Annotated in this window: 19 protein-coding genes; 12 read left to right on the top strand and 7 right to left on the bottom strand. The window is 74.7% G+C overall.

The window, feature by feature from the left end; all coding sequences use genetic code 11:
* Nucleotides 1-74: 74 nt before the first annotated feature.
* On the bottom strand, nt 75-665 hold the full coding sequence (locus tag AMY39116_RS0340125) for a metalloregulator ArsR/SmtB family transcription factor (RefSeq protein WP_020423226.1): 591 nt from the start codon (nt 663-665) through the stop codon (nt 75-77).
* A gap of 78 nt (nt 666-743) precedes the next feature.
* On the opposite strand from AMY39116_RS0340125, the gene AMY39116_RS0340120 reads away from it, so the two are divergent.
* On the top strand, nt 744-1,121 hold the full coding sequence (locus AMY39116_RS0340120) for an AraC family ligand binding domain-containing protein (RefSeq protein WP_020423225.1): 378 nt from the start codon (nt 744-746) through the stop codon (nt 1,119-1,121).
* Between the two features lie 276 nt (nt 1,122-1,397).
* On the opposite strand, the gene AMY39116_RS0340115 is transcribed toward AMY39116_RS0340120, so the two are convergent.
* Nucleotides 1,398-3,356, bottom strand: a complete 1,959-nt coding sequence (locus AMY39116_RS0340115; RefSeq protein ID WP_020423224.1) for a VWA domain-containing protein — start codon at nt 3,354-3,356, stop codon at nt 1,398-1,400.
* Entirely contained in the window at nt 3,353-4,750 is a 1,398-nt protein-coding gene (locus AMY39116_RS0340110; RefSeq protein WP_020423223.1) for an ATP-binding protein, read from the bottom strand. Before AMY39116_RS0340110 ends, AMY39116_RS0340115 begins: the two co-directional genes overlap by 4 nt.
* A gap of 79 nt (nt 4,751-4,829) precedes the next feature.
* Here AMY39116_RS0340110 and AMY39116_RS0340105 point away from each other — a divergent pair, with 79 nt between their 5' ends.
* Nucleotides 4,830-5,627, top strand: coding sequence for a hypothetical protein (locus AMY39116_RS0340105; protein ID WP_027936651.1), 798 nt, complete (start codon nt 4,830-4,832; stop codon nt 5,625-5,627).
* Nucleotides 5,628-5,695: 68 nt separating this feature from the next.
* Complete coding sequence (locus AMY39116_RS0340100; protein WP_020423221.1) at nt 5,696-6,616, top strand: hypothetical protein; 921 nt, start codon at nt 5,696-5,698, stop codon at nt 6,614-6,616.
* A 6-nt stretch (nt 6,617-6,622) separates the two neighbouring features.
* Here AMY39116_RS0340100 and AMY39116_RS46475 read toward each other — a convergent pair whose 3' ends face one another.
* The 4 genes from AMY39116_RS46475 to AMY39116_RS0340075 form a co-directional block, all read right to left on the bottom strand.
* A complete protein-coding gene (locus tag AMY39116_RS46475) occupies nt 6,623-7,123 on the bottom strand; it encodes a hypothetical protein (protein ID WP_157358855.1) in 501 nt (166 codons plus the stop codon).
* A gap of 430 nt (nt 7,124-7,553) precedes the next feature.
* Nucleotides 7,554-8,741: a hypothetical protein gene (locus AMY39116_RS0340085; RefSeq protein WP_039792096.1), complete on the bottom strand. Its 1,188-nt coding sequence runs from the start codon at nt 8,739-8,741 to the stop codon at nt 7,554-7,556.
* Nucleotides 8,742-8,743: 2 nt separating this feature from the next.
* Entirely contained in the window at nt 8,744-9,040 is a 297-nt protein-coding gene (locus AMY39116_RS0340080; RefSeq protein WP_020423218.1) for a hypothetical protein, read from the bottom strand.
* An 11-nt stretch (nt 9,041-9,051) separates the two neighbouring features.
* Nucleotides 9,052-12,999, bottom strand: a complete 3,948-nt coding sequence (locus AMY39116_RS0340075; RefSeq protein ID WP_020423217.1) for a type VII secretion protein EccC — start codon at nt 12,997-12,999, stop codon at nt 9,052-9,054.
* A 127-nt stretch (nt 13,000-13,126) separates the two neighbouring features.
* On the opposite strand from AMY39116_RS0340075, the gene AMY39116_RS44340 reads away from it, so the two are divergent.
* The 9 genes from AMY39116_RS44340 (at nt 13,127) to mycP (ending at nt 20,082) form a co-directional block, all read left to right on the top strand.
* Nucleotides 13,127-13,528, top strand: coding sequence for a YbaB/EbfC family nucleoid-associated protein (locus tag AMY39116_RS44340; protein WP_020423216.1), 402 nt, complete (start codon nt 13,127-13,129; stop codon nt 13,526-13,528).
* The gene (locus tag AMY39116_RS0340065) at nt 13,525-13,971 is read left to right on the top strand and encodes a WXG100 family type VII secretion target (RefSeq protein WP_020423215.1); all 447 of its coding nucleotides are present in this window, start codon (nt 13,525-13,527) and stop codon (nt 13,969-13,971) included. Before AMY39116_RS44340 ends, AMY39116_RS0340065 begins: the two co-directional genes overlap by 4 nt.
* Nucleotides 13,972-14,003: 32 nt before the next feature.
* Nucleotides 14,004-14,294 (top strand): hypothetical protein, encoded by a 291-nt coding sequence (locus tag AMY39116_RS0340060; RefSeq protein WP_157358854.1) that lies wholly within the window; start codon nt 14,004-14,006, stop codon nt 14,292-14,294.
* A 67-nt stretch (nt 14,295-14,361) separates the two neighbouring features.
* On the top strand, nt 14,362-15,843 hold the full coding sequence (locus AMY39116_RS44955) for a hypothetical protein (RefSeq protein WP_020423213.1): 1,482 nt from the start codon (nt 14,362-14,364) through the stop codon (nt 15,841-15,843).
* A 135-nt stretch (nt 15,844-15,978) separates the two neighbouring features.
* Entirely contained in the window at nt 15,979-17,652 is a 1,674-nt protein-coding gene (locus AMY39116_RS0340050; protein WP_027936649.1) for a hypothetical protein, read from the top strand.
* Between the two features lie 19 nt (nt 17,653-17,671).
* Complete coding sequence (locus AMY39116_RS44330) at nt 17,672-18,154, top strand: hypothetical protein (RefSeq protein WP_020423212.1); 483 nt, start codon at nt 17,672-17,674, stop codon at nt 18,152-18,154.
* Nucleotides 18,151-18,510, top strand: coding sequence for a YbaB/EbfC family nucleoid-associated protein (locus AMY39116_RS0340040; protein ID WP_020423211.1), 360 nt, complete (start codon nt 18,151-18,153; stop codon nt 18,508-18,510). The genes AMY39116_RS44330 and AMY39116_RS0340040 overlap by 4 nt, the downstream gene beginning before the upstream one ends.
* The gene (locus AMY39116_RS0340035) at nt 18,497-18,817 is read left to right on the top strand and encodes a hypothetical protein (protein ID WP_020423210.1); all 321 of its coding nucleotides are present in this window, start codon (nt 18,497-18,499) and stop codon (nt 18,815-18,817) included. The genes AMY39116_RS0340040 and AMY39116_RS0340035 overlap by 14 nt, the downstream gene beginning before the upstream one ends.
* On the top strand, nt 18,814-20,082 hold the full coding sequence (mycP, locus tag AMY39116_RS0340030; RefSeq protein ID WP_039792094.1) for a type VII secretion-associated serine protease mycosin: 1,269 nt from the start codon (nt 18,814-18,816) through the stop codon (nt 20,080-20,082). The genes AMY39116_RS0340035 and mycP overlap by 4 nt, the downstream gene beginning before the upstream one ends.
* The last annotated feature ends 399 nt before the right edge of the window (nt 20,083-20,481 follow it).

Here is a 20,481-nt window from a genome sequence, read left to right as displayed (position 1 = left end):
CACCGAACCCACCAGCCATCCACTGCCCCGGCTGGGCGCGGGGGCTGGGGCCAGCGGTTCGCTCGTGCGTCGGCTCAGGCATCGGCCGCCTCCAGCTCCACCACGCACGCGTCCGGGTCGGCGAAGGGCAGCAGGCGGCTCGCGCGCAGGGGGCCGTCCGCGAGGGCGCCGTTCAGCATGCCCAGGTGCACCGAGCACACCGCGTCGCGGTGGCGGGACGCCAGCTCCAGGAACGGGCAGTGCCGCAGGCGGATCCGGTGCGGGTCGGTGGCCTGCTCGGGCTCGAAGCCCAGCTCGTCGAGCAGGCGCACCACCTGCGCGGGCGTCTCCGGACGCGCGGTGAGACGACGGCCCCACGCGGCGCCCGCCGTCTCCGGGTCGCCGGGTCCGCCGATCAGCAGGATCTCCGCCAGCACCTCGTAGCGCCGGTCCCGGCCCCGCGCCGCCACCGGCGGCACCCGGTACTCGGCCGCCGGCCGTCCCGGGCCGCGCGCGTGGCCCAGCGCCCGCTCGACCAGCCCGTCGGCCACCAGCTGGTCCAGGTGGAAGCGCACGCTGTTCGGGTGCAGCCCGAGCCGCCGGGCCAGTTCGGCCACGCCCACCGGGCCCGTCTCCCGGATCGCACGCAGCACTTCGGCACGGCGTCCCGGCACCTGGTGCGTCATCGTGGCCTCCCCTGCGCGCGGGTTATCCTGGGCCTGAATTTATCCAAGGATTTTTCGTACTAACAGGGCGGGGTTGGATTGCGCACCACGGCACACCGGCACGGCCCGAGCGAGACTCTCCCGGCGAACCTCCAGGAGATCGCCGCGGCGGGCGACGGCGCGCCGGGGATCCTGTGGCGGCTGCGTGAGGAGGGCCGCCAGCTCGACGCGAACCTCGTGCACCTGCCCGCGGGCGAGCGGATCGGCACGCACGCCGAGCCCGACCTCGACCTGCTGCTGGTGGTCGTGACCGGCGCCGGGAAGCTGACCACCGGCGAGGAGACGCTCGACGTCGGGCCCGGCTCGCTGGTGTGGCTGGCGCACGGGCAGGCCAGGGCGATCGAGGCGGGCCCGGAGGGCCTGTCGTACCTGACCGTGCACCGCCGCCGCCCGGGGATGCGGATCGGACTCCGCTAGCGGGGGCGATCGCGACCCCGCGGGCGGCGGGGCGAGGCGGGAGACGGCACATCGCCGCGCCGCGGGCTGCGGGCACCGGCCGGCAGCGACCTGCCGCCTCCGGGTGCGGCGGACCGGAGTGCGCTACCCCCGCGGGGCGCGGCAGCCGCCGCCGGCCCGGACGACCGAAATCCTCCCGGCGCAACGGCGATCGCCGCGCCAAGCCGCGCCGCCCGCAGGCGGTGGGGCAGGAGCGATCGGCGCATCACCGCCCGACGGGCTGCCGACGGCCGGTCGCTACCGCCGCCGGGTGCGGAGGTAGTCGCTGATCACCGCGGCTCCCAGGCCGTCCACCTCGGGCGCCACGACGCGCCCGCCCGACCGCCGCGCGATCAGGTCCACGAACGCCGCCAGCCGCGGGTCGTCGCCGAGGCGGAACACCGACACCGAGGCGCCCATCTTCGCCAGGCGGTCCACTTCGGACAGCGTCTTGACCAGGGTGCGGGGCTGGGGCGGGTAGTCGAACTCCGCGGTGCCGTCCGGTTCCAGGTGGGCGGTCGGCTCCCCGTCGGTCACCATCAGCACCACCGGCTGGGCGTCCGGGTGCCGCCGCAGGTGCCGCCCGGCCAGCAGCAGCGCGTGGTGCGCGTTGGTGCCCTGCTCCCACACCCCCTCCAGCCCGACCAGCTCCGGCAGCTCCACCGTCGCCGCGTACCGGCCGAAGGTGATCAGCTGCAGCGCGTCGTTGCGGAAGCGGGTGGAGATGAGCTGATGCAGCGCCAGCGCGGTGCGCTTCATCGGCAGCCAGCGCCCCTCCGACACCATCGACCACGACGTGTCGACCAGCAGCGCCACCGCGGCTCGCGACCGCAGCTCGGTCTCCACCACCTCCACGTCGGACACGTCCAGCCGCACCGCGCCGCCGCCCGTCGAGGCCGTCCGCAGCACCGCGTTGCGCACCGTGCGGGACACCTCCCACGGTTCCCGGTCGCCGAACTGCCACGGCCGGCTCGCCCCGGTCGGCTCACCCGCCGCGCCCGCCGACTCCGTCTGCCGCTCGCCGGTCTTGCCGCGCAGCGAGTGCACGATGTCCGACAGCGCCGTCTCCCCCAGACGCCGCAACGCCTTCGGGGTCAGCCGCAGCGAGCCGTCCGGCGCGCGTTCGAACAGGCCCTGCGACCGCAGCTCCCGCTCCAGCTCGGAGAGCCGCCGCGCGTCGACCCCGGCGTCCGGCCCGAGCTGGCGTTCCAGCGCCTCCAGGTCGATGTCCTCCAGGCGGGCGCCGGGGTAGGACTGGGCCAGCTGCTCGGCCAGCGCGTCCAGCTCGGCCAGGTCGGCCATCGCCTGCGCGCCCTCGCCCAGCCCCAGCGGGTCCTGGCCGCGGAACCGCGCCGAGGACGTCCAGTCCTCCCCCGGCCGCATCGCCTGCAGCCGCGCGTCCAGGCCGGCCAGCTGCTGCCCGATGCGCGGGTCGCCGAACGCCTGCTGCGCCAGCTCGGCCAGCTCGGCCCGCTGCTCGGCCGACATCGAGTTCAGCATCCGCTGCGCGGCGGCCGCCCGCGCGGCCAGCGCGTCGATCAACTCGTCCACGTCGCGCGGGTTCTCCGGGAAGAACTCGCCGTGGCGGCGCATGAACTCGTCGAACCGCTCGTCGATGTCGTCCACGCCGCGGGCATGCGCGTCGAGCAGGGCGTTCAGGTCGGCCAGCATCTGGTGGACGCGCTCGACGTCCTCCTGGCTGGTGCTCTGCAGCGCCTGCTTCATGCCCTCGAACCGCGCGTCGAGCATCTCCCGGCCGAGCAGGTCGCGGATCTGCTCGTACTTCTCCCGGCCCTCCTCGGACCGCCACGGGTACTCCGACAGCTCGCGCACCGCGGCGGCCGTGCCCGGCGGCAGCGCGTCGAGCTGCGCCTCGGCGAAGCGGGCGTCGTCGGACGGGTCGGGGAACAGCGCCCGCTTCTCGGCGTCCAGCGCCTCGTCGAGCAGGCGCCGCACCTCCTGCAGCGTGCCGTCGAGGCGGTGCCGCCGCTGGATCTCGGCGCGGCGCTGCCACACGCGGCGGGTCATCTCGTCGAGCCCGCGCGTGTTGCGGGTGCCGCGGCGCAGCAGCTCCTCCAGCGCCGACCGCGGCGACGCGCCGTCCATGACCTCGCGGCCGATCTCGTCGAGCGCCTCGCGCAGATCGATCGGCGGGGCGAGCGGGTCGGGGCCCTCGTGCCACGGCCCGTAGGACCAGCCCTCGGGTGCGGTGCTCACGGCCCGTACACCGTGGTCGCGTCGTCGGAGTCCTTGGCCAGCTGCCGCGCCAGGTACAGCGACTCCAGCGCCAGCTCGACGGCCGCCGCGATGCGTCCCGGCTCGTCGGTGGCCGACACCCCGGCGCGCTCGGCGACCTCGTGCAGCACCGGCAGCTCGGGCAGCGCGGCGAGCAGGTCCGCGCCCGGCACGCGCTCGCCGGTGGCGACCAGGTGCCCATTGGACACCGCCTCGACCAGCGGGCGCAGGTTGAGCCCGCCGAAGCGCTCGCGGGCGGTCTCGGCCACCGCGCGGCGCAGCAGGTGCACCAGGTGCTCGGTCTCGCGGCCCTCCTCGCCCGGCTCGAACTCGATCTTGCCGCGCAGCACGGCGGGCACGGCCTCCAGGTCGACCGGGCGCGCCACCGCCGGGTGCTCGCCGGTCAGCGCCGCCCGGCGCAGCGCCGCCGCCGCGACGGTTTCCGCCGCCGCGACCGCGAACCGGGCGGAGACGCCGGACCGCTGGTCGACCACGGTCGACTCGCGCAGGTTGCGCACGAACCGGGCCAGCACCTCCAGCAGCGGCTCGCCGACCTCGGCGACCAGGTTCGCCTCCTGGCGCACCACGTGCACCTCGGCGGCGACGGTCAGCGGGTAGTGGGTGCGGATCTCGGCGCCGAAGCGGTCCTTGAGCGGGGTGATGATCCGGCCGCGGTTGGTGTAGTCCTCGGGGTTGGCGGTGGCGACGAGCAGCACGTCCAGCGGCAGCCGCAGCGTGTAGCCGCGGATCTGGATGTCGCGCTCCTCCATCACGTTGAGCAGCGCGACCTGGATGCGCTCAGCGAGGTCGGGCAGCTCGTTGATCGCCACGATGCCGCGGTGCGCGCGCGGCACGAGTCCGAAGTGGATGGTCTCCGGGTCGCCGAGGCTGCGGCCCTCGGCCACCTTCACCGGGTCGACGTCACCGATCAGGTCGCCGACCGAGGTGTCGGGCGTGGCCAGCTTCTCGGTGTAGCGCTGATCGCGGTGCAGCCAGGTCACCGGCAGGTCGTCGCCCAGTTCGGCGGCGCGCCGCCGCGAGGCCGGGGTGATCGGCTCCAGCGGGTGCTCGGCCAGCTCGGAGCCCTCGATCACCGGGGTCCACTCGTCGAGCAGGCCGGCCAGGGTGCGCAGCAGGCGCGTCTTGCCCTGGCCGCGCTCGCCGAGCAGCACGACGTCGTGCCCGGCCAGCAAGGCGCGTTCGAACTGGGGCAGCACCGTCCGGTCGAACCCGACGATCCCCGGCCACGGGTTCCGGCCCTCGCGCAGCGCGGCGAGGAGGTTGTCGTGGATCTCGGTCTTGATGCTGCGCGGCAGGTGCCCGGCGGCGCGCAGCTCCCCCGCGGTGCGCGGGAGGTTCTCGGGTGCGGGTGTCACGACTACGACGCTACGCACGTCCCGCGGTGTCGTCGACGTGGAGCAACTCCAGCGTCCGGGTGCCGTATTCTGGATCGCCGTGTGCTGTCCCAGTGCGACCCTCACCGTGTGGGCCTCGGCGTGGCTGTCCGGCGCCGCCGCGTCCGACGACGTCCTCGACGCGCTCCTGGCGTGGGGCGAGGCCCACGAGGTGGTGGCCGCGGACGCCGAAGCCGCGGTGACGCTCGACCTCCCGCTCGCCGGCGACTTCCCCGGCACGCCCGTCCAGCTGCTCGCCGCGTTGCGCGCGCACGGCGCCGGCCCGGCCCGGCTGGTGCTGCCCGCGCCCGGCGACCCGCGTGGTCTCGGCGGCGGCGGGCCGTTCACTGAGGCCGCGATGCGGGCGGGTGAGGCCGTGCTGCTGCCCGGGCTGGGGTTCGGGCTGGTGCCGGTGCCGATCGCGGAGGGGCTGGTGCGCTGGTCGGTGCACAAGGTCGCGGTGCCGCTGAGCCCGGACTACGTGGCGCTGAGCGAGGCGGAGCACGGCCTGACCGACGCGATCCGCGATTCCGCGGGCGCGCTGCAGGCGCTGGACGTCGCGCGGGACCGGCCGGGGGTGCGGGCCGAGCTGGCGGCGAAGCTGCGGGCGCGGCCGCACCTGAACTGGCCTGCCGGAACTCCGGGGCGGGCGCTGCGGGTGCTGCAGCGGGCCGACGAGGTGGGCGCGATCCTGGCGATCGCGGAGATCGACGAGCCGGGCGGCGCGCTGTCGTCGTCGGCCGCGGTGCGCCGCGCCGACGCACTGCGCCCGCTGCGCACGGCGGTCCGCACGGCCCGGCACGCCGCGATCAACGAGGCGGTCCGGCAGCTCACCGAACAGGGTGACCGGCAGCCCTGATCGGCGGCTTGACAGCGTGGTGTTTCCTTGATCCGCACACATCGTCGTAGCGGCAGGAGACATCTTCCGTGGATCTCGGTGACCCCACCACCAACCCGATCTCGTTCACGCTCGGTTCGGCCGACGAGTTCTTCACCGAGCCGGTCGGCGCGCGGGACGAGGACGGCTACCGGCGCGCCTGGCAGCGCGTGGTGGCCGAGCACGGCGCCGAAGCCGCCCGGGTCACCCGCATCGCCGCCTACTGGGAGCCCTCCGCCGCGGATCGCAGGTTCCTCGACGAGACCTTCGCCGACGCCGGGCTGCAGTTCATCTTCGAGCGGCCGGAACCGGCAGGGTGGGACGGCGCGCTGGCGAAGGCGCAGCAGGTGCTCGACGAGATCCTGCGCGCCGAGGAGGCCGAGGAGCTGGCGGCGGAAGCCCGTCGCGCCAGGGAGAAGCAGGCGGGCGGCGAGCTGCTGCCGGTGCTGCGCAGCGGTTCCCTCGGCGGCAGCGACGTGGTGCGGCAGACGATGCCGTGGCTGCCGGTGGCCGGGCGCGACCTGTTCGCCACGTTCGCCTACACCGCGCTGACGCCGCACGGCACGGTCGGGATGCGGCACGTGCTCAACAACCACCTCGGCGGGGAGGCGGACTTCACCGGGATCGTCACGGCCGCGCTGGACTCGGTCAAGGACGGCCTGGTCCTGGAGGAGGCCGTCACCGAGACCGGGCGCCTGATCCGGATGCACCGCCCGGACGGCTTCGGCGCGGCCGGCGCGGTCATGCTGCCCGACTTCCACGAGCGGATGTCCGGCATCCACGGCTGGGACGAGCTGACGGTGGCGATCCTCTGCCCGGACGACCTGTGGATCACGCGGTCCGGCACCCCGGACGCCGACCGGCTCGCCCAGGAGGTGCGGGCGGCCGGGCAGCAGGCGCCCGAGCTGCGGCCGTCGCTGCTGAGCGTCACCGCGACCGCGATCGACCTGGTCGCGGAAAGCGCTTCCTGACGGGGTTCAGGTGACCGGTCCGGGCTGGAGCACCAGCGCGGGCTTGCCGTCGACCAGGGTGAGGCCGACCTCGATCGACGGGGAACCGCGGAAACCGAAGCTCGCGCCGCCGAGGCCGGGGCCGATGCTGGACTGCGCGCCACCGCCCTGGGGGTAGGTGACGCTGAAGGTGAGGCCGTCCGCGCTGATCGCGGTGACGCGCATGGAGGCGTAGTGGAACCGCGCGGCGTCCAGCGGGATGGTGGTGGGCTTGGACAGCAGCAGCGTGCAGTCGCCGTCGAAGCAGTCCCGCACCTTCGAGCTCGGCGGGGCGGGCGGGTTCGGGTTCGCGGTCGTGGTCGTCGGCTCCGCGGAGGTCGAGGTGGTCGATGGGACGGTGGTGGCCGGGGCCGTGGTCGGTGGGGCCGGCGTGGTGGACGGCGGGGGCTGCTGCGCGACCGGGGCGGCGGTGCCGCAGCCGGCGAAGACCAGAGACAGTGCCGTGAGGGCGAAGACGTGCTTGCGCATGGTCCATTGGTAACGGGGATCGCGGCGGGGTGGGTGCCGTTGTCCGGTTCCTGCCGTGGTCCGGAGTGGACGGTCACGCTTGAGCACCGACACCGCACCCGCGTTGCCCGCCACTGTCACCTTCCCGCCGTGGCGCGGAATGGACCGTCAAGCGCGCGGGCGCCGGATCCGCCGGGGGTCGGGCTCCGGTTTGAGCGACACCGCGCCCGGGGTCGCCCGCCGTTGTCCCGCTCGCGCCGCGATCCGGAATGGACGGTCACGCTCGTGGGTGCCGGATCCGCCGCGGTTGAGGCTTCGGTTTCCGCGGTGGACGGTCACCTCGGCGGGTGCGGAATCCGCCTCGGTTCAGGCTGCGGTTCGAGCAGCGAGACCGCACCCGCGTTGCCCGCCACTGTCACGTTCCCGCTCGCGCCGTGACCCGGAAAGGATGTCACGCGCGCGGGCGTCGGATCCGCCGGGGTTCGGGCTCGGGTGTCTCCGGTTTGAGCGGCGACACCGCGCCCGGGTTCGCGACCTGCCACACCTCGCGGTCGAGCGTCTCCGGCTCCGCGGGCGCGGCCGTCTTCGCCGACATCGCCACCGGCCGGTAGCCTGCGGTGGTGGGATCGGCGACAGCCGACCGGCCACGCAGCCGCGCCGGGACACCCGGCGTCGCCTGGCCGGCCCGGGTGCGCCGCTCCTCTCCTGCCGGGGAGACCCTGGACCGGCGGCCCGTCGTCGACGTGGTGGTGCCCGGAACCATCGGCGGCATCATCATGGGCGGCACCATCGCCCCGCCCGTGCCCGGTGATCCCGGTTTCGCCCCGGCCGCCAGGTCGGGTGGCTGCGGCGCCTGCGGGACCTGCGGCGCGGCGGCCAGCGGGACGGGGTGGGCGGCCCGCTCGATCCGGGGCGGCAGACCAGACCCCGCCGCGGCGCGAGGACCGGACCCCGCCGCGGCACGACGGCCGGACGCCGCGCGGCTCGTGGCTGCTCCGGGACGGGCACCACCCACCCCGGTCCGCGGGCCGGACTTCGCGCCCGGCCACCCGGCGCCGGACGGGACCGCGACCAGTCCCGGCATGGACACGCTCCCGGGCGGCAGCGACGAACCCGGCGCGAGGCCCGGCGTGAGACCGGGCGCGAGGTCGCCGGTGAGCACGAACACCGGCGCGGCACCGGCAGAGGCACCGGCAGAGGCACCGCCCACCGCGGCCAGGACCGCCTCGGCGGCGGCGAGGAAGTACCGGTCGAGCTCGTCGAGATGACCGGCCGCTTCGGTGTGGCTCGCCTCGGTGCCCCGCTCGACCGTGCCTGCCACCTTGCCTCGGGTCAGCACGAGCTGGGCGGCGAGGTCGTCGAGCGCGGCCCACGGCCGGGCCGCGGTGATCCGGTCGAGCGCCTCCTCGATCGCGGCACGACGACGCTCGGCACGGGCGGCGAAGTCCGCCCCGGTGGCGTCCGTCCACTCCGGACGCAGCCGGTCCAGTTCGCGGCCCAGCGCCGCGGAGAGGTCCCGCAGTTCCCCGGCGACCGTCCGCCACATCCGCGCGGCCTGCTCGACCCGCTCGAGGTGGCTGTGGGCCTCGACGTCGGCGAGCGCGAACTGCACCATCGCGGGCAGCCTGTCGTAGTCCACGATCACTCCTCCCCCGGCAGGAACGCGAAAGCACGCGCCCCGGCGTCGTCACCGGCCTGGTAGTCCGCCGCCGCGGCGGCCGCCGCCTCCCGCAGGGCCGTGATGGCGTCCCGGGTTTCGGCCAGGAACTCCGCGAGCGCGAGGGTGGCGACCGCGTCGGCGGCGGCGAACGTGCCGCACGCCTGCATGCCACCGGCGCAGGGCTCCGGCCCGGGCGGCTCCGCGACCGCGGCGGGCGGCTCGATCCGCGAGGCGAACTCGCGCATCGCCTCCGGGTCGCCGTCCAGCGTTTCGCACATGGCTCCTCCGTTCAGTCCTTCGCGAGCCACGCGAGCTGCACGAGCCGCGGCGCGTGCCGCCGCCCGGTCAGCCACGCCCGGCCGGGCGGCAGCAGTTCCGGTTTCAGCCCGCCGAGCAGCGGCCCCTCGTCCTTGTCGCCGGACATCAGCAGCCCGGGCGACCCGACGTCGCGCAGCCGGGACAGCAGCGGTTCGAACAGTGCCCGGCTCGCGCCCCCGGTGCGGCGCGCCAGCACCAGGTGCAGGCCGATGTCGCGGCCCTGCGGCAGCAGGTCCAGCAGCGGCAGGAACGGGTTGTCGGTCTGGCTCACGGTCAGGTCGTAGTCGTCGACGAGGACGAACAGCTCGGGCCCGCGCCACCAGCCGCGGTCCCGCAGCTGGTCCGGGGTCACGTCCGGCCCGGGCAGCCGCACCCGCATCTCCTCGGCCACCTGCCGCATCAGCTGCGTGGTCGTCTCCCGGTCGCTGCCGTAGCCGATGAGGTGCTCGGTCGTGACGTCGCCCAGCAGCCCGCGCCGGTGGTCGACGACGATCAGCCGCGCCCCGGCGGGTTCGTAGGCGTCGGTGATCGCGCGGGCGACCGCGCGCAGGAACGTCGTCTTGCCCGCCTCGGTGTCGCCGAGCAGCACGACGTGGGGGTCGGCGCCGAAGTCCAGGTGCACCGTGCCGAAGTCGTCCTCGGCGATGCCCACGGCCAGTCGGTGCGACGCCGCGTCGTGCTCGCCGGCGAGCTGCGCGTAGGGCAGTTGCGCGGGCAGCAGCCGCACGGGCGGCGCGGGCGGGCCGGCCCATCCGGCGGCCACCGCCTCGACCAGGGCACGCACGCCGCTGCCGAGATCGGCCGGATCGTCGTCGCCGTCGATGCGCGGCAGGGCGATCAGCATCTGGTGCCTGCTCGTCGTGACGCCGCGGCCCGGCGCGCCCTCCGGGACCTTGATGGCCGAGGCCCGGTCCACCATGCTGTCGACCGGATCGCCGATGCGCAGCTCCAGCCTGCTGCCGAACAGGTCGCGGATGTTCATCCGCAGGTCGAACATCCGGGCGGCGGAGACGATCACGTGGACGCCGTAGGAGAGCCCGCGCGCGGCGATGTCGGTCACCGCCGCCTCGAGGTCCTCGAACTCGCCGCGCAGCGTGGACCACCCGTCGACGACGAGGAACACGTCGCCCCACGGGTCCGCGCTCCCCCGCTGCCGGTAGGCCGCCATGCCGTCGATCTCCCCGTCGGCGAAGGCGCGCTCCCGCCGTGCGATGAGGGTCCGCAGTTCGGCGATCGTGCGCCGGACCGCGCCGGGGTTCTGCCTGCCCGCGACACCGCCGACGTGCGGCAGGCCGCGGATCGACGACAGCGTCCCGCCGCCGAAGTCCAGGCAGTAGAACTGCACTTCGCGCGGGGTGTGGGTGAGGGCGAGGCTCGTGATGATCGTGCGCAGCGCGGTGCTCTTGCCCGACCGCGGCCCGCCGACCACCAGCACGTGCCCCGCCGCCCCGGACAGGTCGAGCACCAGCGGGTCCCGGCGCTGCTCCAGCGGACGGTCGGTGATCCCGATGACGGCGCGCAGCCCGCCGGCCGGCCCCTCGTGCGCGCCGAACCCGCGGTCGTCGCGGTGCTCGAGTGCGGGCAGCAACGCGTCCAGCGTGGGCGACTCGGCCAGCGGCGGCAGCCACACCTGGTGGGCCGGGGTGCCGCGGCCGCGCATCCGCTCGACGAGGATGTCCAGCACGCTTTCGCCGACCGCGTCGTCCTCCTCGGCGGCCTCCCCCGGGACCTCGGCGGGCAGGGCGGGCGCCAGGTACCGGGTGGAGTACTCCAGCAGCTCGGGCGCGTCGTCGCCGCCGCGCTCGGCCGCGCCCCCGTCGCGCACGCGGTGCGCGACGGAGACGTAGGCCGAGCGGAACCGGACCATGGCTTCGTCGTCGCACTTGAGGAATCCGTGCCCGGGCGCGCGCGGCAGTTTGACCGCGTCGCCGACGCCGAGGACCGTCCGGCTCTCCACCTCGGAGAAGGTGCGCAGCCCGATCCGGTACGACAGGTGGGTTTCCAGGCCGCGCAGGCGGCCCTCCTCCAGCCGCTGGCTGGCGAGCAGCAGGTGCACCCCGAGCGAGCGGCCGACCCGGCCGATCTGGACGAACATGTCGATGAAGTCGGGTTTGGCCGACAGCAGCTCGCTGAACTCGTCGCAGATCACCAGCAGGGTCGGCACCTCGGGCAGCGGCGCGCCGGTGGCGCGGGCGCGCTCGTACTCGCGCAGCGAGGCGAAGTTCCCCGCCGCGCGCAGCAGTTCCTGCCGCCGCAGCAGCTCGCCGTTGATCGCGTCGGTCATCCGGTCCACCAGGTGCAGCTCGTCGGCGAGGTTGGTGATGACCGCGCTGGTGTGCGGGAGCTCGTCGAGCGTGGCGAAGGTGGCGCCGCCCTTGAAGTCGACGAGCGCGAAGTTCAGCGAGCTGGGCGGGTGGGCGACCGCCAGCGCGAGGACGATGGTGCGCAGGAGCTCGCTCTTGCCGGAGCCGGTCGCGCCGATCAGCAGGCCGTGCGGCCCCATGCCGTCCTGGGCCGGTTCCTTGAGGTCCAGCTCGACCGGGGTGCCGTCGGTGGCGACGCCGAAGCGGATCCGCAGCCGGTCCCGGGTCGGGCGCTGCACCCAGGTCGCGGCCGGGTCGAACGTGCGCGGGTCGCCGATGTCGAGCAGCTCGGCGAGGTCGAGGTCGGTGCTCAGGGGCTGCTCACCGCGCCCGCCCGCGCTGGCCCGCAGCGGCGCGAGCTGCCGCGCGATCGCCTCCGCCGCCGGGATGTCCAGGGCGTCGGCGTGCCCGAGCTCGACCGTGCCGTCGATCGTCTCGCCCGTCAGCGCGCCGTCGGCCGCGACGTGCAGGACGATCGTCGCCGGGTCGAGGGCGCGCGGCGGCGGGGTGCGCAGGTCGACGAGCGTGACGCCGTCCAGGCCGCCGTCGGCCATCAGCTCGTCCGAGCCCGCGGTGGACCCGCCGTCGAGCACCACCACCAGGTGCGGCAGCGCCTCGCGGTTGTCGAAGGCGGGGTCGAACCGCTTCCGCTCCCCGAGCAGGTCGTCGACCATCGCCTCGATCGACACGATCGACGTGGCCACGAGCCGCAGCGGGCCGGCCGCGTCGGTCCGCTCGGGGTGCAGGGCGTGCGGCAGCCACTTGAGCCAGTCCCACGCCTCCTGCGCGGTGTGCGCGGGGCAGGCGGCGATGCGCAGGTCGTCGGGCGAGTGCAGCGACGCCAGCTGCACGAGCACCGCCCGCGCCAGCGCCGCGCCCCGCGCGTGGTCGCCGGTGACGTGGATGCGGCTGAACCCGTTGACGGCCATGGCGAGCGGCAGGCCGGGCACGGCGGTGTAGGTGGTGAGGAAGCGGCGCAGCGCGAGCGCGGACAGCGGCTCCAGCTGCTCCAGCGGCTTGGCCTCCGGCGGCACGAGGGTCAGCGCCGGGCGCTGCGGGCCGGTGCCGATCCGGGCGACGCCGAAGTCCGCGTCCAGCGGGCGCCGTTCCCACAGACGGTGGCTGCCGACGAGCGTCAGCAGGGACTCCGGTTCCGGGTGCAGGTACACCATCGCCCGGCGCTGCTGGTGGATCGCGCGGGTCAGCCGCAGCCGGTGCTGCCCGAGGTGACGCAGGTAGGCGCGGCGTTCCTGGGCCATCTCCCGCTTTCCCGGACCGGCGGAGTTGAGCAGCGACACCGCGATCATGCCCAGCACCCCGACGCCGAACAGCCCGAACACGACCAGCCGCAGCACGCCGGAGCCGCGCCCGAAGCTGCCGGTGAACAGCAGCATCATCGCCGCCATCATCGCGATCATCGGGATCACCATCAGCACCTGCGTCCACTGCCTGCCCGCCGGGCGCGGGATCTCCGGCGGCGAGTCGAGGATCAGCTCACCCGACGGCTGCTCCGGCGCGGGACGGCGAACCGGCCTGCGCACCACGACGGTCCCCATCGCGACTCCCCTCTCTGCCCGGACCCCGGCGACACCGATCCTCGCGCGGGCCGCTCCGATGAGGACGGTCGTGGCAGGAACGTGCCGCGTCGTGCCACCGGCGTCCGGTGCGCACGATCCTGGCTCCATGGAGCTGCCGAGCATCGACCACGAGGCCCGCCGCGCCGGTTACCGGCGGCTGCGTGACGACCTGCTGGAGATCCGGTCCAGGGTCGCCGACGTCACCGCCACCGCCGAGTCGCCGGACGGCCTGATCAGCGCGACGGTCGCCGGCCGGGGTGAGCTGACCGGGCTGCGCATCGATCCGCGCCTGTACCGCTCGCCCGATTCGACGGCACTGGCCGCGTCCATCCTGGACACGATCCGGGACGCCGTGGACGACAGCCGCGAGCAGATCGCCGAGATCACCCGGGAATACCTGCCGGTCGGCGCGGCTGGCAGGAACGTGCCGCGCCCGTCCTCCGGCGGCCGCGCCCGGCTTAGCGTCGGGGGCGGCGAAAGCCGCGGAAACGGAAGGAGAATCCAGTGACCGGTAACGGTCTGATGGACGCCAACACCGAAACCCTCACCAGGGTGGTGCAGATGGCGGCCGTGGTGGTGCAGGAGATCGAATCGCAGCGCGGGAAGCTCGACGGGGAGGTGAACTCCGTCATTCCCGCGCAGTGGAGCATGGATCAGTCCCAGTCGCTGCTCGTGGCGCACAAGAAGTGGGACGCGGCGATCCGCAACCTCTGCGAGAAGCTGCAGAAGCTGGGTGAGGACACCCAGTTCGCCGTCAACGACTACATGGACGTCGACCAGCAGGGCGCGCGGTGCTTCAACGGCGCCGACAGCGGGTCCGGCTTCGGGGGCTCCGGGTTCGGGTCCGGGTTCGGGTCCGGCGGCCTGGGGTCCGGCTTCGGTGGCACCTCGGGTGGCGGTGACGGCTCCGGCCAGACGTACGCGTTCGCCGGGGTGCTCCGCGCCCTCTGACCGGGCACCACACAACGGAAAGGAGTTGACTCGTGACCCGTAAACTCGCGATGTTCGGTGCGCTGGACGGCCTGTCGGCGAGCATGAACGGCTGCGTGCAGGGCGTGCAGCAGTCCATCGATTCCTGGCGCCAGGCCTCCGGGATGGGCGAGAGCGACTGGCTCGACTCGGCGGGCGGGCAGTTCGCCGAGATCAGCCGGGCCTGCCAGCAGGTGATGGCCGCGGGCCAGGAACTGCTGCAGGCGATGAACCAGGGTGTCCAGACCTGCAACCAGGAGAACATGGGCGCGGTGCAGCGCTCGTGCGCCCGGCTGGGCGCCTGAGTCACGACCGTGGTGTCCCGGTGCGCACCCGGCGCACCGGGACATCCGTCGTCCGGAGGAGCTTGACATGGCTGAGGCAACGTCCGGCGGCACCGCGACCGCGCCGCAGAGCGACGCCCCCGCGAGCGCCCCGCCGTCCGCCGAACCGGCATCGGGCAAGCAGGCGGCCGAGGACACATCGAAGGCCCAGAACACCTCGAAGGCCGAGAACACCTCGAAAGCCGAGAACACCTCGAAGGCCGAGAGCACACCGGCCGCCGGGCACCGTGACGGTGGTGGCGACGGTGCGGATCGGTCCACGGCGGACGGTGCGGAGACCGGTGGGGTCGCGGGAGAGGTCCTCGCGGACGTGCCGCCACCGGATCCGGGCCCGGTGCAAGCCGCGCACGAGGGGTGGGAACCCGTCGCCGAGCGGGCCAGGCAGACCGGCGAGGAAGCCCGGGGCGCGACGCGGGAGCTGCCCGGCGCGTGGCCGGACGACAGCGGGGCCGCCATGTCCGAGCGCACCGGGTCCGCCGTGCGGGAGACCGACGAGGTCGCTCAGGACGCGCAGACCGTGACCGCCACGTTGGACAGAACGCGGGAAGCCTACACACGCGCCCGGTCCCAGATGGAGGCCGAGGCGCGGCAGGCGGACGACGACGCGCGCCTCGCCCACGCGACGATGGGGCCCGGCCCGGAGGCCGACCTCGCCACCGAGCGGGTCAAGCAGACCGCGCGTGAGGCGAACCTGCAAGTGCGCACCGCAACCCAACGGCAGGTGGACGCGGACTGGGCGAACGTCCGCCTCGCCGGAGCGGAGCAACCGCCGGAGACTCCGGACCCCGGTCACCCGGCGCCGCAACCCGGCGGCGCTGGGCCGGACGCCGCCGGGGACCTCGACCACGCCCAGCGCGTGCTCGACCAGGCGGGCCGCGACGGCCTCGTCGCGAACCTTCCCACGCCGCCCACGGACGAGGAGCTGCTGCGCGACTACCAGACCGGGGACGAGGAGACGATCGAGGTCATGGGCAAGCAGGTGGTGCCCAGCGAGGTGCTGGCGAGCGCCCTGCGGGACCCCAGGGGCCTGCCGATGATCGACCCGATGAGGGTGAACCCGGCCAACTCCTGGCGCCACTGGGAGATCTCGGAGGACGCCACCGCCGCGGGCGAGCAGAGCTTCCCGGATCCCGACGGTTCCGGACCGGCGGGCGGCCGTGAGGGCACCGGCGACAACCATCGCGACGCGTTCCGCCACGCCTACTGGAACGCGCTGATGGCCAGGGAGTTCGGCGAGAATTCGGCCGAGCAGGTCGGCACCGCGCACGAGCGCCGGCCCGACGACCCGGTCGACGGGCAGCCCCCGCTGTTCGCGGAACGGCAGGAGGCGATGGACCTCTACAACAACGAGATCGGCCGGCGGATCGCGACGGAGCTGGGACCGCAGGCCACCGACGCCGACGTCCGGGCCGTGATCGAGCAGGCCATCCGCGGCGGGAAACTGGTCGTGTTCAACCAGGACCACACCGGCCTCGTGCCCAGCGGCGGCGCCGAGGACTTCCCGCCGTGACCGTCCCGGGTCGCTGTCCCGCCACGCCGCCGCGTGGCCGGAACAGGTCACCGTCCACTGTGCCCCTCCCGCGGCCGCGACACTGAAAACACCGAGACTCCGGACAGACCGGCGACGCTTCAGGGGAGTGCAGAGGTGCCCGAGTCATCAGGAAACGGCGGCAGCGCACCGGCCGAGGCCGCACCGGCGAAACCCGCCGAGGCCGCACCCGCGGCCGAGCCCGCCCCCGCGGAACCGGCCGGGCCGGCCTCGTCCGAACCCGCCTCGTCCGAACCGGCATCGTCCGAACCGGAATCGTCCGAGCCCGCGTCGGCGGAACCAGCCAAGGACGCACCGGCGGAACGGGCCGAGCCCGCATCGGCCCAAACCTCCGGCCAGGAAGAACCCCGGAGCGAGCCGGGCCGGCAGGCACCGGCCCGCAACGACAACTCCGCTCCGGGTGATTCTCCCGGCGGCGAACTCGGCAAGCGCGTCTTCGGGGAGAATCCGCTGTCCGACGCCGACACCGGCGCGCTGGGCGAGGCGCGCGACCGGGCCGCGCGGGCCGGGGAGGACCTGCGGGGCACCGCCGAGAACACCGCCCGCGCGGCCGGCGATGGCCAGTGGCGAGATCCGGCAGGGCAACGGCACAGCGAGCAGGTGAACGCCCAGGCAGCCGACGTCGCCGCGCTCGGCGACGGCATGGACGAACTCGGCCGGTACCTCGACGAAGGCGCGCGCATCCACGACGGCGTCCGCGAGACGCGGGTGAGCGCGGTCGACCAGGACAACCCGGTTTACGAGCTGGCGGGTGCGACCTTGCCCCCGCCGGAGAGCGACGCCACTCAGAACCGCGTTGCCCGCGACGCGATCACCCGCGACCGGGAGGTGATCGACCAGGGCGTGGAACTGATGCGCCAGGCCGGCGAGCGGTTCATGCGCGGCACCGAGCAGGCGTTCGGGGCGCTGCGCGAGCCGACGGAGCAGGTCGGCCAAGCCCTCCGGGACCAGGGCTGGCACGTCACGCCGGTCCAGTACGAACGGGGACCGGTGGAGCGCGCGCACCGGCTGGAAACCACCGTCGCGGAGGGGAAGGCCGGATGGCGCGAGCGCTTGTTCGGGGCGAACAAGACCGGCGACCACGCCCAGCGCAGCAAGCTGACCGATCCGTCGGCGACCGTGAACTACGACGCGGTGCGGGACGCGTCCATCCAGCTCGATTCCGGGCAGCGCCGGCTGGAACTCGCCGGCCGGGACGTGCCCGTCCAGGTCACGGCCGACGCCACGGCGTGGCGCAGCGACCAGTTGCCGGACCAGGGCGGGTGGTACACCGAGTACCTGGACACCCCGACCCCGAAGGCGGGCCGGTTCGAAGGCAAGGCCGCGTGGGGAGCCGGAGCGTCACTGGTCGCGCGCGGCACCGTCGGCGACGTCACCGCGCTGGGTGACGTCAACGCCTCGGTGGGCCTGGAGGGCAAGGCGAAACTCGATGTCGGGTCGCGGTTCTTCGGCGGGGAGGCCGGCGGTTCGATCGGGGCGCGAGCGGGTGTCGGCGGGATCGCCGAGTACGGCGGGATCGGCGCGAGCGGCCGGGCCGAGGGGATCCTCGGACTCGGGATCGAGGGTGGCGTCACCTTCGGCGAGAACAAGGACGGCGACTGGGTGATCGGCGGCAAGATCGGCGCCGCGCTCGGGATCGGTGGGAAGGTGGAGGGGCACATCGTCATCGATCCGGAGCGGGCGGGCCGGACGCTCGCCGATCTGGGATCGGCGATCGCCGATACATTCCGCAACCCCGGCCCCGCGGTCCCCTCCCCCACCTTCTACTAGCGCATCGAGGAGCCCCACCGTGTTCACGAGCATGCCGTTCCCCGTCGGGTTCGCCGTTCCGCCCGGGTGGCGGCCCCCCGGGCCGTCGGAGGCCAGCTGTCCACTGGGGACGGTGGCCTGCGTGCGGTCCGAACCGGCCGCCGTCATCGCCGCTGCCGGCGGGTTCCGGCCGGACGGCGCGAGCCTGCCCGAGATCGCCGCCGAGTCGGTGCGTGACCTGCGCGAGTCCGGCGCCGTCGTCGAGGTGCTGCGCCGGACGGAGGTCGGCGCGGCCGGCTCGCCAGGGCTCGCGCAGGTCCTGCGCGTCCGCGCACCGGGCGCGGCGGAGGTCGTGCAGTGCCAGGCGTTCCTCGCGCTGCACGACGTCGACGACCACGGCAAACGCGCCGTGCTGCGGTTCGTGATGGCCACGACCGGGGCCGGGGAACTCGCGGAGGACTTCCGCCGGTTCCTCGGCTCCATCCGGCCGGGCACCAGCCAGGAGGACGAGGAGATCCCATGACAGACCACGCACGACTGCGCGCGGAGCTGCTGGAGACGCGCACCCGCATCGCGGCCATCGAGGTGACCGCGGACTCCCCGGACGGTCTGGTCAGCGTCACGGTGGCCGGGCGGGGCGAGCTGCGGGAGCTGCACCTGGACCCGCGGATCTACCGGGCGGCCGACCCGAAGGCGCTCGGCGCTTCCATTGTGGACACCGTGCGGGACGCGGTCGAGCAGTCGCGGCGGCAGCTGTTCGAGATCGTCCGCCGCTACCTGCCGCCGGGGGCGAAGTACGAGCACACCGACGTGCACACCGATCCCTTCATCACCCAGCTGGACAAGAAGATCGAGGAGTGTGGCGATGACCGGCTATGACATGGACCCCGATGCCGTGACCCGCAGCATCAACCGGCTGCGCGCCGCCGGGGAGGACTTCGGCTCGGCGTGGGCGAACCACAAGCAGGCGATCCAGGCGGCGCAGGGACGGTTCGGCAGCGACGTGCTCGCCCAGGCGTTCCTGGAGAAGTACCTGCCGATCGCGGAGAAGCTCACCGCCAGGGCCGACGCGATTCCGGGCAACTACGCGCGGCTCTGCGACGACGCGATGGGCTGTGTCGCCGACTACCTCGCGGCCGAGAACCAGGGCACCGGCGCGGTGCGGCGGCTGACCGGCACGTCATGAGGACGGTCAGCTTGGGGACGGCCGCCGCGCTCGCGGCGGCCGTCGTCGTCTGTCCGGGAGCCGCCGCGGCCGCACCCCCGCCGGGCGCGTGCGGCAGCGAGCCCGCCCCGGCGAGCCCGGTCGTCACCGAGCTGCCGTGGGCGCAGAAGACGCTGGACTTCCCGGCCGTGCACGAGCACGCCACCGGCGCCGGGGTGGTGGTCGCCGTCGTGGACTCCGGGGTGGACGCCGACCACCCGCAGCTGCGGCAACCCGGGAAGGTGCTGCGAGGGCAGGACTTCTTCCTCGTGGGCGACCTGCCCGGCGGGTTCGACTGCGTCTCGCACGGCACCGGGGTGGCCAGCATCATCGCGGCCGCGCCGGTCGCGGGCGCCGGGTTCACCGGGCTGGCGCCGGACGCGACGATCCTGCCGGTGCGGATCAGCGAAAGCGACGGCGGCACCGAGGGGATTGACCCGGAGGTGCTCGCCAGGGGGATCTGGTTCGCGGTCGACGCCGGCGCCGACGTGATCAACCTGTCCGTCGCGGGCGGCGCGGACAACCACTTCGTGCGCGACGCGATCCGGCACGCGGTGGAGCGGGACGTGGTCGTGGTGGCGGCGGCGGGCAACGGCCAGGAGGGGCCGGCGCCGGGCCCGGTGACGTACCCGGCCGGGTACGACGGCGTGCTCGGGGTCGGCGCGGTGGACATGGCCGGGGCACGGTTGCCGAGCTCGCAGATCGGGCCGCAGGTGGACCTGGTGGCGCCCGGCGGAAGCGTGCTGTGCGCGGCGCGGGTGGCGGGGCACCAGTACCGCGACGGGACCAGTTTCGCCGCGCCGTTCGTGGCCGCGACCGCGGCGCTGGTGCGGTCGGCGCGTCCGGACCTGTCCGCGCCCGAGGTGGCCGCGCGGCTGCTGGCGACGGCGACGCCGTCCCCCGGCGGGGCGGCGTACGGGGCCGGGATGGTGAACCCGTACCGGGCGCTGACGGCAGCGCTCGTGGACGCGCCCCCGGCCGCGGCGCCAGTGCTGCAACGCCCCTCGCCGGACCCGGAGCAGGTGCGGGTGTCCGAGTGGTGGGCGGGCCGCACGTCCGGCGCGCGGCTGCTGGCGGTGCTGACTCTCGCGGCGGCGGTGCTCGGTGCGGTGGTGGCGCTGGTGCTGACCCGCGGACGCCGCACCGGTTGGCGCGCGCGGCGCGCGGAACTGCCCCCGGCCGAGCCGGTGCGGGACGAGCTGCCGGAGGAGATGTTCCTGGTGCCACCGCCACCGGCGGACCGCTGAACACCGCGACCCGCACGGACGGGTTGCGCGGCTGGCCGCGGGCACCCGGCCGAGCCGCCGCGAAGCGGCCCGGCCCAGACGCTCTTTCCCGTGGGAGAGCAGCGAAGCCCGGCCGGGCTGCGCTCGGCGCTTCTGGCCGAGCACGGCTCCCACGGGCAGGCGCGTGCGCGCCCGCGTCCTATGTCGGCCAGCCGAAGCCCCGCCGGTTCTTCCGGCGGGGGCTTCGCTGTGCTCAACCGAGCACGACAGCCGGGTCCAGAGCGCTCCCCAGCGGCACCCGGCTGACCATCCCCGCCGGCAGGCGCACCGGCGCGACCTCGGCATAACCGAGCACCCCCAGCACCGCCCCAGCTTGCGCGCCCGCGCGCCAGCCGGGCTTCGCTCTCTCCTCCCGGCCAG

Source organism: Amycolatopsis sp. ATCC 39116 (assembly GCF_000231075.2).
GTDB lineage: Bacteria > Actinomycetota > Actinomycetes > Mycobacteriales > Pseudonocardiaceae > Amycolatopsis_E > Amycolatopsis_E tucumanensis.
Note: the sequence above shows the minus strand (reverse complement) of the source record. Positions and strands in the feature narration are given on the sequence as shown.

Coding starts and splice junctions, on each gene's coding strand:
- AMY39116_RS0340125 (WP_020423226.1), bottom strand. CDS start 665: ATGACGCACCAGGTGCCGGGACGCCGTGCCGAAGTGCTGCGTGCGATC.
- AMY39116_RS46475 (WP_157358855.1), bottom strand. CDS start 7,123: ATGCGCAAGCACGTCTTCGCCCTCACGGCACTGTCTCTGGTCTTCGCC.
- AMY39116_RS0340080 (WP_020423218.1), bottom strand. CDS start 9,040: ATGTGCGAAACGCTGGACGGCGACCCGGAGGCGATGCGCGAGTTCGCC.
- AMY39116_RS0340075 (WP_020423217.1), bottom strand. CDS start 12,999: ATGGGGACCGTCGTGGTGCGCAGGCCGGTTCGCCGTCCCGCGCCGGAG.
- AMY39116_RS44340 (WP_020423216.1), top strand. CDS start 13,127: ATGGAGCTGCCGAGCATCGACCACGAGGCCCGCCGCGCCGGTTACCGG.
- AMY39116_RS44955 (WP_020423213.1), top strand. CDS start 14,362: ATGGCTGAGGCAACGTCCGGCGGCACCGCGACCGCGCCGCAGAGCGAC.
- AMY39116_RS0340040 (WP_020423211.1), top strand. CDS start 18,151: ATGACAGACCACGCACGACTGCGCGCGGAGCTGCTGGAGACGCGCACC.
- AMY39116_RS0340035 (WP_020423210.1), top strand. CDS start 18,497: ATGACCGGCTATGACATGGACCCCGATGCCGTGACCCGCAGCATCAAC.
- mycP (WP_039792094.1), top strand. CDS start 18,814: ATGAGGACGGTCAGCTTGGGGACGGCCGCCGCGCTCGCGGCGGCCGTC.